Source organism: Dictyobacter sp. Z7_2, from assembly GCF_057551105.1.
On record NZ_BAAJPE010000002.1, the window covers coordinates 234372 to 251054 of the forward strand.

The 16683-nt window shown below is 45.7% G+C and carries 10 protein-coding genes; 9 read left to right on the forward strand and 1 reads right to left on the reverse strand.

Annotated elements, in window-relative coordinates; all coding sequences use genetic code 11:
* Nucleotides 1–69 precede the first annotated feature (69 nt).
* Entirely contained in the window at nt 70–822 is a 753-nt protein-coding gene (locus AC27N8_RS14545; RefSeq protein WP_487068102.1) for an FKBP-type peptidyl-prolyl cis-trans isomerase, read from the reverse strand.
* Between the two features lie 183 nt (nt 823–1005).
* On the opposite strand from AC27N8_RS14545, the gene AC27N8_RS14550 reads away from it, so the two are divergent.
* The 9 genes from AC27N8_RS14550 (at nt 1006) to AC27N8_RS14590 (ending at nt 16656) form a co-directional block, all read left to right on the forward strand.
* Nucleotides 1006–3597, forward strand: coding sequence for an Eco57I restriction-modification methylase domain-containing protein (locus tag AC27N8_RS14550; protein ID WP_487068103.1), 2592 nt, complete (start codon nt 1006–1008; stop codon nt 3595–3597).
* Nucleotides 3598–3674: 77 nt separating this feature from the next.
* Nucleotides 3675–6143, forward strand: a complete 2469-nt coding sequence (locus AC27N8_RS14555) for an Eco57I restriction-modification methylase domain-containing protein (protein ID WP_487068104.1) — start codon at nt 3675–3677, stop codon at nt 6141–6143.
* Nucleotides 6144–6498: 355 nt separating this feature from the next.
* A complete protein-coding gene (locus AC27N8_RS14560) occupies nt 6499–9216 on the forward strand; it encodes a hypothetical protein (protein ID WP_487068105.1) in 2718 nt (905 codons plus the stop codon).
* Between the two features lie 288 nt (nt 9217–9504).
* Complete coding sequence (locus AC27N8_RS14565) at nt 9505–10563, forward strand: glycosyltransferase family 2 protein (protein ID WP_487068106.1); 1059 nt, start codon at nt 9505–9507, stop codon at nt 10561–10563.
* Between the two features lie 21 nt (nt 10564–10584).
* Nucleotides 10585–11814 carry a glycosyltransferase family 4 protein gene (locus tag AC27N8_RS14570; protein WP_487068107.1) on the forward strand — a complete coding sequence of 410 codons (1230 nt, stop codon included), beginning with the start codon at nt 10585–10587 and terminating at the stop codon, nt 11812–11814.
* A 111-nt stretch (nt 11815–11925) separates the two neighbouring features.
* On the forward strand, nt 11926–12888 hold the full coding sequence (locus AC27N8_RS14575; protein ID WP_487068108.1) for an NAD-dependent epimerase/dehydratase family protein: 963 nt from the start codon (nt 11926–11928) through the stop codon (nt 12886–12888).
* Nucleotides 12889–12963: 75 nt separating this feature from the next.
* Nucleotides 12964–14043, forward strand: coding sequence for a lysylphosphatidylglycerol synthase transmembrane domain-containing protein (locus tag AC27N8_RS14580; RefSeq protein ID WP_487068109.1), 1080 nt, complete (start codon nt 12964–12966; stop codon nt 14041–14043).
* Nucleotides 14044–14117: 74 nt separating this feature from the next.
* Nucleotides 14118–15221 carry an efflux RND transporter periplasmic adaptor subunit gene (locus AC27N8_RS14585; RefSeq protein WP_487068110.1) on the forward strand — a complete coding sequence of 368 codons (1104 nt, stop codon included), beginning with the start codon at nt 14118–14120 and terminating at the stop codon, nt 15219–15221.
* 25 nt (nt 15222–15246) lie between these two features.
* Nucleotides 15247–16656: a tetratricopeptide repeat protein gene (locus AC27N8_RS14590; RefSeq protein WP_487068111.1), complete on the forward strand. Its 1410-nt coding sequence runs from the start codon at nt 15247–15249 to the stop codon at nt 16654–16656.
* Nucleotides 16657–16683 lie beyond the last annotated feature (27 nt).

Here is a 16683-nt window from a genome sequence, read left to right on the forward strand (position 1 = left end):
CTTTTCCACCCAAATCTGGCATAATCAACGCGACTATCTCTTACAGCATGACAGTCAAGTTCAGTTTTATTACTGTGACTGAGAGGCCGCTATTGCGGTTGCAGTCGCAGTCACATCGCCAAAGCTCGTAGCAGTCACATCAAAGATCAGCGTTGAATTCGCAGGGATGACAACTTTTCCAGATGAGTCCTTCTCAGCCGTCGAGCCATAAGCAAGAGATGGAGGAATAATCAAACGGCGTGTCTCACCAAGCTTCATGCCAACAAGTCCCTCGTCCCAACCTTTAATCACCTGTCCTGCGCCAAGGGTCACACCAAAAGGCGTACCACCATGGTCATAACTACTATCAAACTCTTTGCCTGTCTTCTGGAGCCAGCCAGTGTACTCAACATTAATTGTACTTGTAGACTGGACTGTAGCTCCAGTGCCTTTACTAATAATGATGTACTGTAATCCACCAGACAGATTTACAGGGGTTGCAGTCGTTGGCGGAGGGGTCGCTGCGCTTTTAGGGTTCGCTTTGATCAATCCCTCTACCGTTGCGGTCGCTTGAAGATTTTCAGCAGCTTTCGTCTGAGTAGCTTGCGCATACACTCCATTCGTAGTGGCTGTTGCATCTACATTAGCCTGTAGAGCTCTGTCCTCACTTTGGCGTGCAGCCAATATAACCCATGTCAATGCACCCAACAGGATCACGAGTGCAACAACACCGCTAATTAACAGCTGCCTACGACGGCGTCGGCGGGCCAGGCGTGTCAAGCGGTCCTGCTGGCGCTGACCAGGGCGGCGAGAGGTATTTGTGTTTTTTGTCGTCTGCGTCACGAAACTATCTTCTCCTCATTAAGCGGTTGGTATAATTATAGCAAGTCGAGGTTATCATTATTTTCAGCTTCTGACAAGAGGGAAATCGACTTGAAAGGCTGCTTAATTGCTTCACCTTGACATTCTTGCTACAATAAACACAACTACAGTACTACTCGGATCAGAAGTATACAGGTGACTTAGTTGTCCCATACTCACGATTATTCTTTCAGCTCGGAACAACTGAGCAAAAGATTTTACCATTATTTCAAGTCTGAGCATGTATCCCTACTCAGACAACTTCATGGTAGCCTCAATGATGCTGATTGCTATGCCTACACGACAACCCTTCTTCTCCGCCTCCTTGTGCTCTCTTTTCTGCAATCACAAGGATTACTCGATAACGACCTACATTATCTTTCTAACCACCTCCATCACACCCAAAAGCGTCTCGGCCAGAACTGTTTCTATCGTGAGTATTTACTTCCCCTCTTTAGAATATTGTATACAGGCTCGATGATTCTAGAGGATCAAATATCTCTGTTTGGCAACCTCCCAACACTGGCACTTCCTCTTTTTCAGCCCACCACTCTAGAACAAAACAACCAACACATTATCCTACCGGACAGCACATTCCTTCACCTGTTTCACTTCTTTGATACCTATCAATGGCAACTCGATACACAGTCGCGTCCTGGACAAAATACACTCCAACCTTCTGTTCTCGCTTACATCTTTGAGCATCAGAGCGATCAGAAACAGACAGGAACGTATTATACACAAGAAGATATCGCTACATACATTGTCAGTACAACCATCCTACCGCGCCTACTTTCAATGATGGCAGAAGAATTGCCAGATATGTTTAATGTACATGCCCCATGCTGGCATCTATTAAGCGATGATCCTGACCGCTATATCCACACCGCACTTCGTACTACAAACTATCTTCCCGAAGAAACGGAACGTGAATACACTCTGCGTCGGCGGCGTTATAATACGCTCCTGGTCCACTTGCGCACTGGTTCAATCCATTGTATTGCAGATCTTATCACCTACAACCTTGATCTGCAACGTTTTACCTTAGATATCCTCGTAACTTCCCAACAAATTCATTTTCTGCTGCTTTTTTTTCAACAACTGAAACAACTCACCATCCTCGATCCCACCTGTGGTTCAGGAGCTTTTTTAGTAGTAGCCTTACAGCTATTACAACCACTTTATACACAATGCCTCGAACGTATCCACTTTCTCACCGCAACAGGAATATCGTCGCAGAATAAAAGAGAATTGACACATCATGCAAATTCCATGGAGGCGCATGCACTTTTAGCGCAGGTTGAAAAATATCCAACGCAGCAACAATATATTCTGGCTACGATTCTTATCTCTAATCTGTACGGAGTCGATCTAGCACAGGAAGCGATCAATATATGTCAAATACGTCTCTATCTTGCATTTTTAGCATCCGTACACTGTATAGAGGAAGTTCAACCATTCTCGACGCTTCCTCTACACGTGAGGATAGGCAATGTACTGGCAAGCAAGATAGAAGACAAAACGCTCAGCCTTCCGGCGCATCATCTCTCCCAGAGAAAAAAACGCGGGATACAAAAAAACTCCGAAAAACAGGCCTATCAGCCATTCTCCTGGCATCTGGCCTTTCCTGAAGTATTTGCACGTGAAGGATTTGAGGTTATTATTGGGAATCCTCCATATTTAGAACATCATAAAGTTAAGCAGCAATATCTCATTGAGGGACATGAAGAAAAAAGCTGTGGCAATATTTATACAGCCATCCTTGAGCTGTCGTTAGTATTATGCAAGCCGAGCAAGGGCTATCTCGGATTTATTGTCCCAATCAGCCTATGTAGCAGTCAAAGATTTGAAATACTCCGTAAGAAGTTGCGATGCTCGACCGCGATGCTCTGGCTAGCCAATTTTGAGATTTTTCCGAGCAAGCTTTTTGAAGGTGCCTTTCAGCGTCACACGATTCTCATTACCAAACATCAATTCAATGAGTCAGAGATTCCTCCAGCGCTCTATGTCACCAGGATTCATCGCTGGTATAGCGCGGAACGCCCTTATCTTTTCCCACTCATACAGTACACGCATGTTCAAATGCTCCCCACCTTAGCCAATATTTTTCCTAAACTTGCTGCCCCCTATCAAGAAACGTTACTACAAAAAGTTCAACAAAAAGCCTGTGACATGACTATAAGCATTGCCCTCATGCAGCAATCAACCCCACACTTCATCTACTATCAGGAAGCCACAAATTACTGGACCAAAGCTGTCTGCCACATCCCTTTTTATAAAAAAAATGGCATCCCTATGGCGCCACCACACGGCCGACTCCTCTACTTTGCCAGCGCCTCCATAGCCCAAAGTATCATGGCAATTCTCAACAGTTCACTCTTTTACATCTGGTTTTCCACGTATTCCGATGGTTTTCACCTTTCACATAAGCTTGTTAGAAATTTTCCACTCAATAGTGACCTTTTATTTTCTTCTGAGCTACAGAGCCTCTCACAACGCCTTGAAGCCGACATCCAGCGGCATGCGCGTTTGAGCTCTCGCAACACCCAATATCAGCCAACTGCATCAAAAAGGGAACAGCGTATTGAAATTGTTGAGTACTATATGCGCTTTTCCAAGCCCATTCTAGACGAAATTGATCACGTCCTGGCAGCATACTATAATTTTACACAAGCAGAATTAGATTTTATTATTTATTATGATAATAAACATCGTATTGCACGGCGCCAGCAGGATGATGATAGTATAATGAGATAATACTACTGCTTTACAATTAAATAGATAAACAGTACTATAAATGTCGCAATATATTTTGCATCAGGTAAGGATCAAATATGTTTAGTGCTGAATACTATTCATCATTTCATAATATTGAGCAAATCACTAAGCATTTCTTTGCGCGTTTCAAAGTAGAACGATCCATGTTCCAGCAGCATTTTACGCATCAAGATCCCCCTCTCACATCGAACGAGCAAGAACAACTGATATCATTATTTATAAATCGCTTGATTTTGCTCTACTTTCTGCAAAAGAGAGGTCTACTTGATGGGAATATCAACTATCTTACCTACAAGCTTCAGATCACGCGCAACCGTACTGGCCCCGACATGTTTTACACAGCATTTCTGTGCATACTTTTCCATCAGGGATTAGGAGCAAGCGAACGTTCTCCAGATGTCAATGCATTGCTCGGAGAAATCCCCTATCTTGGTGGAAACTTATTTACACAACGCCAAATAGAATACCAGCATCCCACATTGACCCTTCCAGATAGCGCTTTCGAGAGGCTTTTCACCTTCTTTGACCTTTATCGCTGGCATCTAGATGAACCACCTCTCAACGAGAAAGGTATTCTCACGCCCAATGTGCTAGGGTATATTTTCGAGCAATATATCAATCAGCAACAAATGGGAGCTTACTATACAATGGAGGATGTCACAACATATATTGCTAATAACACAATCATTCCATGCTTTTTTGATATGCTAACACAACAGCATCCAGAACTCTTTGTCCCTGAGAGTCCTATCTGGTACCCACTGCAAACGATGCCAGAGCGTTACATATCAGAAACGATAGCCTGCCAAACATATTTACCCGATGAAACACCTCACGAATATATACAACGTCGCCATGTATATATACAAATCCAAGAGCATCTCAAAACCGGCCAGATTCAGACAATTGATGATTTCATTTCTTACAATCTCTATCTCAACCGCTTTGCCATTGACTTTATCAAGTCCCTCGCCGATCCTTCTTTACTACTCACATGCTATCAACTGCTCGTAACGATGACTATCCTCGATCCGACCTGTGGCTCTGGAGCATTTCTCCTGGCCGCCCTCCACACGCTACTCCCTCTTTATGAAGCCTGCCTCGATCAATTTCAATGCTTCCGTACTCATCCAGCCTGCCAGGCTATCCTCACGGGGATGTCCATACCCTCATCTCTACGCCGCTATCAAGTTGTAAAGACAATTCTTACCAAGAACTTATATGGTATTGATCTGATGGAAGAGGCAACGGAGATCTGTAAACTACATTTATTTTTAATATTAATCGCGCAGGTAGAATTGGCTCAAGATATCGAGCCCTTGCCCAATATCGATCACAATATCCATGCAGGCAACGCGCTAATGGAAATGGATCAGTACGCCGAAGGAGCCTCTTCATCTATCACAGTCAACGCCCATCAAACTGATGACGTACCGATCCCCTCCTGGCGTTATGCATTTAAAGACATCCTGGAACGTGGAGGCTTTAATGTTATTCTTGGTAACCCACCATATGTAGAATTCTCCGAGCAGACATTTCCTTATTCGCTCAAACATTTTGCCACGAGTTGCTGCGCGAATCTGTATACCTGCGTAGTTGAACGAAGCCATCAACTCCTCTCCCATCAGGGTCGGCAAGGGATGATCTTGCCATTAGCCGCCTTCTCAACAAAAAACATGCAACCATTTCTGGAAGCATTTCGCCGCTGGTTTCCAGTCAGCTGGCTCTCCTTTTACCATTTTCGCCCCTCCATGCTCTTCTCAGGAGGCAAAGTCGCCAATATTCCCATTGCCATCTATATAACAAAAGCCAATGGCTCTGAAAAACGTTTCAGCACACAGCTAATGAAATGGTCGCACGAACAGCGCTCCATCCTATTTTCCCGCCTGATTTACCACCGTATTACAGCATCTATCGATTCGGCCAACCGTCATTACTACCCCAAATTAAGTCAGAACTGTGAAGACATTATTTTGAATCGACTCCTCGCCCATCCAACAGTGAGCACCTATATTTCGCGCACGCCCAATCCCAACACGATGTATTATCGTACTGCCGGAGGACTCTACTGGAAAGTCTTTGTTAACTTCCCATGGCCTTACCATACAACATCTAACAAACAATGCTTCTTTCAGGAGAGCTATCATCGTGACATTTTTGTCGCTTTATTCAATAGTTCACTCTTCTGGTGGTATTACACAATCACATTCGATACATTTAATCTCAAAGACTACATGCTATTTGGTTTTCGTTTTACCTATCCAGACAATCCAGGATTGATTCAAGAACTTCAGAGACATAGCCACCAACTCATGGCAGACTTTTGCCATCATGCCAAACATCTAAAACGCGGACAGACTGACAGCTATACCATTTATGCTCGAAAATCAAAGCCCATCATCGACACGATTGACAGCCTGCTAGCGCAACACTATGGCTTGAGCGCCATTGAACTAGAATTTATCTTGAATTATGACATCAAATATCGTCTGGGGCGCCCATTCAACGAGCCCTCGACTGACTAACGCCTCATTGCCCTGTGATATACAAGAAATAGACCCCCACGGCAAAGCGTCACATAGTACAGCAGTTATTACATCTCTTCACTTATCCAGATGTAGCTCGTAAGCTATACCATTTCTTTGTCTACTACTAGACAAAGGCAAACTAAAAATTTACTATTAAAATACACACTTTAATAATGCGTCATAGATACTCATGTATTATCAAAATGTATCTTTACATTCCTTGGCAATCCTATTCACGTGGTGGTCAGAGAAATAAATGGGAGACATTTAGTAGCGCCGAAATCAGGAAAGCATCAAAGCTAACCATCCCTCTTAGAAATATCTTGCCGCAACGTGAAAGGGTCACAGCATCATGCGTAGTGGGTTGCCACCAACAACGACACAGAAAAATTTGGGCAGATACAGCGTTATCTGCCTATGTGTTGTCATCATACTCTTATTTATCACCTATCAATTTGTACGTATCCCCACTACTCAAACAAAGAGCAGCACCAGCCAGCATCCAACGCTTACTGCTGTTAATATAGGCTTTGATACGGTCTATCGATCAGGATATTGGACGCCTGTACGTGTCACTATGGAGAATAATGGCCCTGCATTTCAAGGGATACTGATCGTCCAAGCTTTTTCTGATGTCATCGTTAACACTCAAAATATCGACACTGCTTCACCATGGCATTTTGCACAATCAGTAACATTGGCACAAGGCGCCCAAAAGCAACTAACTATCTATGCACCTTACATTAACGGAGATCTCGTCACGCATGGATTTCTTGCAACATTAGATAATATGGCAGGACAAACTGTCAGCGAACAAGCTGAACAGCAAGGCAACGAAATTCAATCAGGGAATATACTGATTGGCGTTCTATCAGACAATCCCAAAATCCTGGCACAACTCGCCACAATCACGCTTCCCAATCAAACACAAGCGCTCACCGTAACACGTCTGGATATACAGACTATGCCCACCATAGAGACCATACTTGAAAGCTTCGACATCATCGTATTAGACAACTTTGCTACAGATACACTGACAACACAACAACTAATCACCTTACAAACCTGGGTCAATCGTGGAGGGGTGCTGCTAGAAATTGGAGGCTTAAATTGGCAACGGACGCTGTCCAGTTTACCGGCAACACTGCTCCCGGTTTCACTGCAAGGGATTCATTTCTTACCGACTCAAACGCATCTCCTTACATTTAACGGTGATACATCTTATGGAGAGAAAGATATCGCATCCATACAAACTATCATTAGCACGGCAACCCTCCCCAAACGAAGCACATTCACCAATCTCCAAACTATCTTAGCCAGCGCCAATAGCATTCCTTTAATCGTCCAGGGAGAATTGGGATCTGGCATAGTAAGCTATATCGCCTTTGATCCGGCGGTAGCGCCGTTGGATACCTGGAAACCATCCAGGACATTCTGGCAAATACTCTTTCAGAGAGCGTTGGGAGATAAAACACTGATCATCGGTAACATGCTAAGTTACGATAGTGGACCAGGACAGATTTTGACACGTGGAGGAATCATCAGCTTTCTCGCACCATCCATATCCAACAACATCATCAAACTCTTCTTGCTATTTGGTGGCTATCTACTTTTCCTGGGATCCGTGCTACTTTGGCTACGCCGTAAAAAACACACGATACGCCTCTGGAACTGGCGTATTATTTGTAGTGGCATATTGCTATTTTCGCTGCTCACCTATACCCTGGCCTATTACCAAAGAGATCAAGCCATTGCGGCCAACAGCCTCTCGCTACTACAAATTAATCAAGATGGTACAATGGCACATGCCATCACCTATATGGGCATTATGGCGCCTGGCATTGGAAAGATGCAACTGCAAGTTCCAGGCACAAACCTGACAGAACCACTTGCAGGACAATATCTCAATACCAATACAGAATTACCTATCCCATCACAAAACAGTATTCCAGCGACCATCCAATCTACCTCCGATGCCACAAATGTGACCTTAACAAATAGCCGTCTCTGGACATTAGATCCCATTATTTCCGAGCAAGATCTCCCCCTAAATGGCACACTTTCAGGTCATCTTACAGTACAAAACGCCCACATTGCGATTGCTATTCACAACAATTTAGCGACTGCATTGGTAGATACCTATGTACTTTTCCCCCATACCGCAATTCCGCTTGGACACCTTGATGCCTATCAAACTAAGACTCTCAACGTTGAAGTCAAAAGCATCTCGACCGCCTCAGAGAGTACACTTGCCGCACAAATCGCCACACAGGCAGGGCTACCAGCAAATTATTTTCCGTATCAGCAAAAACAGCAGCCCGGGACAACGCTCCAAAGCCACATTGCCCTCTTATCGGCACTCAGTGGCACAGGATACACCTATTCCGGCTGCGAAGGTTCCTGTCAGACACATGCCATCACGATCAAAAACTCCATCTATCTTACGGGTGGGAAAATACCCAATCCTAATCTCAAAAACAGCTATGATCCGCTTCTCATTCCGGGAGCACAAGCCACCTTCATTGGCTGGACCGATAAGACCCTCGCAGGGCAGCAAGAACCAGCCATCAATCATCAAGTGTTACAGGGACAACAGACCACATTCATACAGATGCCTTTAGCGGTCAATTTTGCTGGTTCCATGCTTATCCCACAGGACATGATTACCGGTACCGTCATTACAGTAGACAGCAATGACGCAAGTGCGATCCTGCCAGGGATGTATACACTCTCCACCGGAAACATCACATTTGAGCTACCAATACCAAATATTACGCATGTCGTACTCAAGAGTGTCACCATCACCGTTCCTGATCTCATCACCCATCCAGGTGGCCCTGGTTCGCGTGCAGCATCTACTGTCAGCAATCTTCAAGCGCAGATCTATAATTGGCAAAGTCATCAGTGGGAACAGGTAACACTCTCTGCCGATGATACATTCACAACTATGCACCCCAATTTTTATACAGGACAGTATGGTCGTATCCTCCTCAAACTGAGCAGCAAACCACATGCCCAGATATACTTTGGCAAACCACTCCTGAATGTTAATGGATACATTTTTCCCTGACAAAATCAGAAAATCCTGTCTACATTTCACACCATATAACAACTAAAGTATCTCTATCGAGATGACGATTGAGTCAAATATAGAGATCTCTTCCTGATCTCGCTTCTGCAAGTCGATTGAATATTGCAGCCTATCCTTGTGCTCTTTGCAGCAGATAAAGAACAGGTGTAACAACTTAAAGTTTTGCGCAAGTATATCGATTTATCCAGATAACTAAGCACAAGAGTGAAGCAAACGACAATAGGCAATCCTGAAACATGTGATATCGAGGAGGCAAAAGTCAAACATATGAATGAAACACGATCCAAATACTTATCCATCATCATCCCTGTTTATAACGAAGAAGACAGCATCGACCATCTTCACAAGCGTCTTAAGACTATCCTAGATCAGCGACAATTTTCATATGAAGTTCTCTACATCGATGACGGTAGTAACGATACTACATTCCTGCAATTGAGCCGCCTGATCGAAGATGATGAGCATGTGCAGATAATACGCTTTCGGCGCAATTTCGGGCAGACAGCGGCCATGGCCGCTGGAGTAGAACACAGTCATGGCGAGATCCTGATCTTCTTAGATGGCGATCTTCAAAACGATCCCGACGACATTCCACGCCTGCTCGAAAAAATCGAAGAGGGCTATGATGTTGTCAGCGGCTGGCGTAAAGATCGTCAGGACGCTCAATGGAGTCGGAAATTTCCATCGATGCTTGCAAATAAGCTCATCTCGCAGGTAACCGGAGTGCACCTCCATGATTATGGCTGTACACTCAAAGCCTACCGTGCTGAAGTGTTTCGCAACATTCATCTCTATGGTGAGATGCATCGTTTCATTCCCGCATACGCTGCACTGTCTGGAGCAACCATTGCTGAAATAGCAGTGACCCATCATGCACGACAATTTGGGAAATCCAAATACGGCATCTCTCGTATCGTACGGGTAATCCTTGATTTAACTACCCTTAAGTTCCTGGGTAGCTTTGGCACCAAACCACTGCACGCCTTTGGGACACCAGGCCTTGCCTCATTAGGACTAGGCATCGGCACAGGTGCCTGCGCCTTAGGACGTACCCTTCTATCGATGCCAGAACGTCGTCAACGCACGCCACTATTGCCAATCGCATTGCTCTTATCGGGATTTGGATTATTAAGCATTATCAGCGGCTTAATCGCTGAGTTGCTTATGCGAACCTACTATGAGATACAAGAAAAGCCGATTTACACCATCAAACAGATAAAACCTGATCAAAACCATACGATTCAACTTGTTGAATATCAAACGCCCGATGACATAGTCCCCCAGGCACAAAGAAATGGAAAAATGGAAAGTTTTTCCAGTCATTAATTCTAACCGAGGCGTCACAAGTTGCTTCACTATCAAGTACAGAGCGAGAAAGGACATACGGTGAAAATTTTGATGATTGCTCCCCAACCGTTCTTGGAGGAACGAGGAGCGCCTTTCGCCATTTACCATCACATCAAAGCCCTGCTGCACATGGGACATACGGTTGATCTGGTCACCTATCATATCGGAAAGCCTGTAGATCTACCGGGACTGCGTATTTTCCGCATTCCATCCATCCCAGGCATACATCAGATTAAGGTTGGCCCATCAATGGCCAAGTTCCCACTAGATCTCCTCGTCTTTTGTCTGACATTCTGGCGCCTGTGTATCACGCACTACGATTGCCTGCATACACATGAAGAAGCCGGCATTATCGGTGTCCTTTTAAGCAGTATCTTTGGGCGCAAGCATTTGTACTATATGCACTCAGATCTATCCCAACAGATTGTCAGTTCCGAGTTCACCAAAAACCCATTCTTGATTCGCACCGTCGAGTTTTTACAGAAGCTCATCGTCAAAAAGGCACACAGCGTCATTGCCATCTGTCCTGACATCGAGACAACTGCCAGGAGTATGACGAAGAATACTCCCATTTATATGATTGAAAACTCAGCCGTCGACGAGAGCCTGCCCATACCTCATCCCGATGAAGTTGAACAAGCCAGGCAAGAGCTCAATCTAGGAACAGGGCCAGTATTACTTTATACCGGAACCTTAGAAAGCTATCAAGGCATTGATCTACTTATCCGCAGCATACCAACTGTCTATGAAATTTTGCCCGATGTTCACTATGTTCTGGTCGGTGGTCAACCCGCTCAGGTTGAGCGCCTCTCCGCGCTGGCCAGAGAATTAGGCGTTCACAACGCGATACGCTTCGTCGGACAACGGCCGTTGGCCGAGATGCCCAAATATATGGCCCTGGCTGATGTGCTTGTAAGCCCACGCAGTAAAGGCACTAATACGCCACTCAAGCTCTATACCTATCTCCATTCTGGCAAAGCGATTCTGGCCACCGAAATCTATTCACAAACACAAGTGCTTTCAGCCGAAATCGCGCTCCTGGTTCCACCGACCATTGAAGGGCTGGCACAAGGAGCGCTAGATCTTTTACTTGATCCGCCGCTCGCCAAAGCTCTTGGCAAAAACGGACAATTGTTTGCTGAGGAGCACTATAGCTGGAATGTCTTTCTCAAAAAAAGCTCTCACGTACAGGAAGAATTTAATGCTGAATTACTTGCCGCCACAGCATAACCTGTCATGATGCCAGTGGCAAAACCATGCACAGAAGCAGTAAACCACCATCAAAAATCTTCTCTGTACACGTCAGAACATACATCACAGTTTATTACGAAGGAGAACATCATGCGCTGCTTAGTTACGGGAGCTGCCGGCTTCGTTGGTTCCCATCTGACAGAGCGTCTGTTAGCAGATGGGCATGAGGTCTGCGGAATTGATGCGTTCATCGACTATTATGATCGCGCTATCAAAGAAAAAAATTTAGATGGTCCGCGTTCATGGAACACCTTCACTTTTATTGAAGGGAATCTGATTCATTTGCCACTAGAGGAGCTAATCACGGGAGTAGATTGGATTTTTCATCAGGCGGCCCAGGCCGGGGTTCGTGCTAGCTGGGGCGAGGATTTTGCTCGCTATACAGAGTGTAACGTCTTAGCCACACAGAAACTCCTCGAAACAGCCTTACGCGTTGGTGGAGTCAAGCGTATCATTTATGCCTCCTCTTCATCCGTCTACGGTGACGCGATGATATTTCCAATTGTGGAGGATACACAACTTCATCCTTTCTCACCTTATGGGGTAACCAAGCTGGCAGCCGAAAACCTCTGCACGCTCTACCATCATAACTTCAATCTCCCGACGATATCACTGCGCTACTTTACCGTCTACGGGCCACGCCAACGACCGGATATGGCTTTCCATAAGTTCTGTAAAGCGATCCTTGACCATGAGCCCATTCGCATCTATGACGATGGTTATCAGACCCGCGACTTCACCTTCATTTCAGATGTCGTCGAGGCCAACATCCGTGCTGCAACCTCCGAGACTGCAATTGGGCAGGTCATGAACATTGCAGGAGGCTCCAGAGTCACACTTAAGAGTGTGATAGATATTCTCGCCGATGTGAGTAGCAGCAGGATCAATGTCACCTTTGAAGAAAAACAGCATGGAGATGTCAGACATACCTTTGCCGATACCAGACGAGCACAACAATTCCTAAATTATCGCCCCCTCATCTCGCTACATCAGGGATTGGCCGATGAGTTTGAATATACGCGTTCACTCTATCACCTTGTCCAATCCGCCTAGTTCATGTCAGGTTTTCCAGAGCATTGCAGCTTCGGAGAGGAGCAATGTTCTGGACAGTGAGAAAATGGAGGTGCGATGAGCACACCACTGCCTCAAAGATTTATACTCTCAGATGGCAATACCCAACCAGACACTGGCTCTCAGGCTGATTTGAAGCAGTTTCCGCATCAAAAAAAACCACGCTATACCTGGCTCAAATTCGCACTACGGCTTGGATGTACGCTCCTTTTGCTCACATTTCTTTTCAAATCATTTTCCTGGTCAAGCGTCCTACAGAAATTGCAACATCTTGACGATGGCTTAGTAGTAGTAGCTGTGATTATAGGATTGATCGGAATCATACTTAGTTCATATCAATGGCAAAGTCTATTGTATGGGGAAGGTATCCGCATCGACCTGAGGCGATTGATCAATCTTTATCTCATTGGGATCGCCTTCAATCACTTTTTACCAACTGGCATGGGCGGCGATGTAATCAAAGCTTACAGTGTCGGTAAAGAGGGACACAATCCGGGGGGCTCAGTTAGCGCCGTCATCATGAGCCGCGTCACAGGCTTTGCAGGCATGTTACTCGTCTCGATACCCGCATTAATCATCTGGCACCGCACGTTTGCTCTCTGGATGATGATTACATTCATGCTCGCTTCCCTGGCAATGTGTATAGCTCTGATTTGCATTTACTGTGCAGTTACATTATTACCCAAATGCATTCGCGGCCGATGGACACATTATCGCGTAGTTACATCGCTCTTAGAGATTGGAACCACACTACATAAGAGTCTCAAGCACCCGCGAGCTTTGTGTGTGGCGACAGTGTATGGATTTCTTTTTCATATCAGCGCAGCACTAAACTATTATGGATTTGCCATGCTTTTACATGTGCATATTCCACTTCCTTTCTACCTGGTAGCAATCCCTTTGGTTTCTTTAATCTCTTTTGTGCCAACAACCATCAATGGATACGGCTTACGCGAAAAGGCTTTTGTCAGCATTTTTGCCACAATGCACACTGATACAGCGACGGCAATGACACTTGTTTTATTAGTGGATGCGCAAGGAATTTTCTTCGCCATCATAGGAGGACTTACCTACCTGCTTACAAATAATGGGAAGAAAATTTCTTATCCGCTACTTCCACAGGAACATCCTGTCTAAAGCATTCACATCAAAAGAAAAGCTGTTTGTCTGGCTACTAGCCAGTAGATATGAATGAAGAAAGAGTGAAAGCAGTGAAAACTCAACCTTCCTTGCTAACATTTATCCACAATTCAACGTTCCAATTCCGAAAGCAATCAAAACGATCACGTTACCTGACAGGCACATTCATACTGGCACTTCTCCTGCTCATAGGAATGATCGCCTATACCTTATGGTACTCGCTTCTAGCCACTCAGCAGACCACAGTATTCCGAGTTGGCAAACAGCAATCGGTCACAGCCAATGTGGGCGGTGGCGGAGTGGTGGCCGCGAAACAGAATTTCAATGTGCAATTTCCACTGCCAGAACATGTGATTGATATCATGGTCAAAGAGGGTGATCAAGTCAAAACGAATCAGCCCTTAATAAAGTTCGATGCCACACAGCTCAATGCACAAATCCAGCAGGCACAAAGCAATGTGGACGCAGCTCAAGCCTACCTAAACTCGGTCGCCAGCGTCGCCATCAACCCGATAGCAGTGGCCGCAGCGCGGCAGGCATTTCAGGTTGCTAACAATCACTATCACGCGCTCATCGCTCAGACAAACGGCATGACATTACACGATGGAAATCTCATCTCACCCGTCAACGGCGTCGTAATGACAGTGCTCGTCAATCCAGGGGAGAACTTTGGAGCCAACGCCATCTTGATGACATTAATGGATCAATCCTCAGTATTGATTCATACGCAGTTACCGCTTGCCAATCTGCAACAGGTTCGGCTCAATGCACCCGCTCAGATCGTGCCCTCCGCGCTACCTGATGTGCATCTCACCGGCAAAGTAACAGCGATCATCCCCCAGGCAAATCCGCAGACCGATACGTTCCAGGTGGATGTCAGCGTCACGCATACCCAACAAGCGCTGCTCCCGGGAATGAGTGCCTTCGTACAGGTACAAAGCCAGCAAACAGCCTTTGTAATTCCACGTATCGCCGTCCTTAATCCAGACACTGAATCGAGCGTTTTTAAAGTCCTCAACGGACGTGCCTATATGCAACAGGTGCATGTCGTTGGAAGTAATCCAAATGTCATTTATATCGATAGCGGACTCGCGCCAAACGATCAGATTATTGTCCTCCCACTGAATCGACTTCATCAAGGACAGACAATCACCATCAATAGCGTCGAACATTAAAACTGAAATGAGAGGGGAAAAGCATATGGGCATGTCTGACCGACCCTGGTCTGCGCATCGCAGTTGGCCCCCCTACCGGGTCATTCTACCAGGGATTGCGGGAGTACTAATGTTGGTAGCGAGTATACTCCCCTGGTTCAACAATCCCAACGGGACACATCTAACGGCATGGCAACTGCCAATCGATCTTGGTTGGCAGTTACGCCTTAGCATCATCAATTATGGGACATTGTGTACCTGCTGTGCACTGTACATTTTTTTCGTCAGTAGACAAACCTGGAGTGCCTATCAAGCACATATTGCTGCTGACCCTGTCGGATTGCTCATAACATCGCGGCAATCGCTGGCTAGTTGCTATCGACGAGCTGGCTTGCTCTGCCTCGTCCCACCGTTAGTGTTTCTCTTTCAGTTTCTGTTTGTAGATATGGGCATGATCGCTGAAGTAACACGCAGCCAGATCCAACTTGAGCTTGCTCGTTCTCACTTCGGCTATGCCTCTGCACCAGAATTCATACCAATTCTACCATTCTCTTTTCATCAATTACACATGACGGGTCGCGTAGCCATCCTACTCGATCAGGTAAGCATTGGTCTGTTTGCGCCACTGCTATCTATGCTGATAATGCTCATAGCACAAGGGTTTTTACCTCATACTGCATCGCATTTGGCCAGACGTCGCAACGTCATGCTTCCTCAACGCCGCGTAACGCTAGGCATCATCGCCTTGCTCGCAATCATAGTGTTGGGACGGGCACCATTCGCGCTTGCCAGCGAATATCAAGCAGAACATCAACTCAGTGTCGGCAACTATGCAGATGCTCTTTCATGGCTCAATCGCGCACAGCGCCTCAATCCCTCTTTGGATATGTTACCGGAATATCACATTGAACGCGGTCAAGCCTGGTACTTTCTCCATCCCCAACGCCCTAATGCGGAAAGCAAACTATACCTCAACCACTATTACCTGGCCCAAAACGATGTGTTTTCCTCATACCAGGGACTTAAAAACATCTGGGACACTTATCCACATACATCCTGGCTCCGCGATGAGCTAAGCCTTTCGCTGGCAAAGCTCGCAGAAATGCAAAAGCCACTCAAGGGGCAAGCACAGGTCCGCATAAATCGTGACGAGCCGGCCTTACCCTGGTTAGATGAAATTATCAGCATCGATCAGAACAATTTCTATGCACAATTTACAGCGGGACGCATTCTCTATGAATTACATAACTACTCCGGATGCGAGGCCCATATGCGTATGGTCTTACGAACCAACCAAAGCCTTGAACTCACTTCGGCTGCATACACCTACATTGCGCTGAGCAGATTCGGCCTGCATGACTTTATCAACGCGCGTGAATATCTGTATAAAGCACAGGATTTTGATCCTACCTACCATAACAATACCGCTCGCCAGTATATGTCGGGCATGCGTTAACGCCTCACGGCATTACTTGCGAGATAC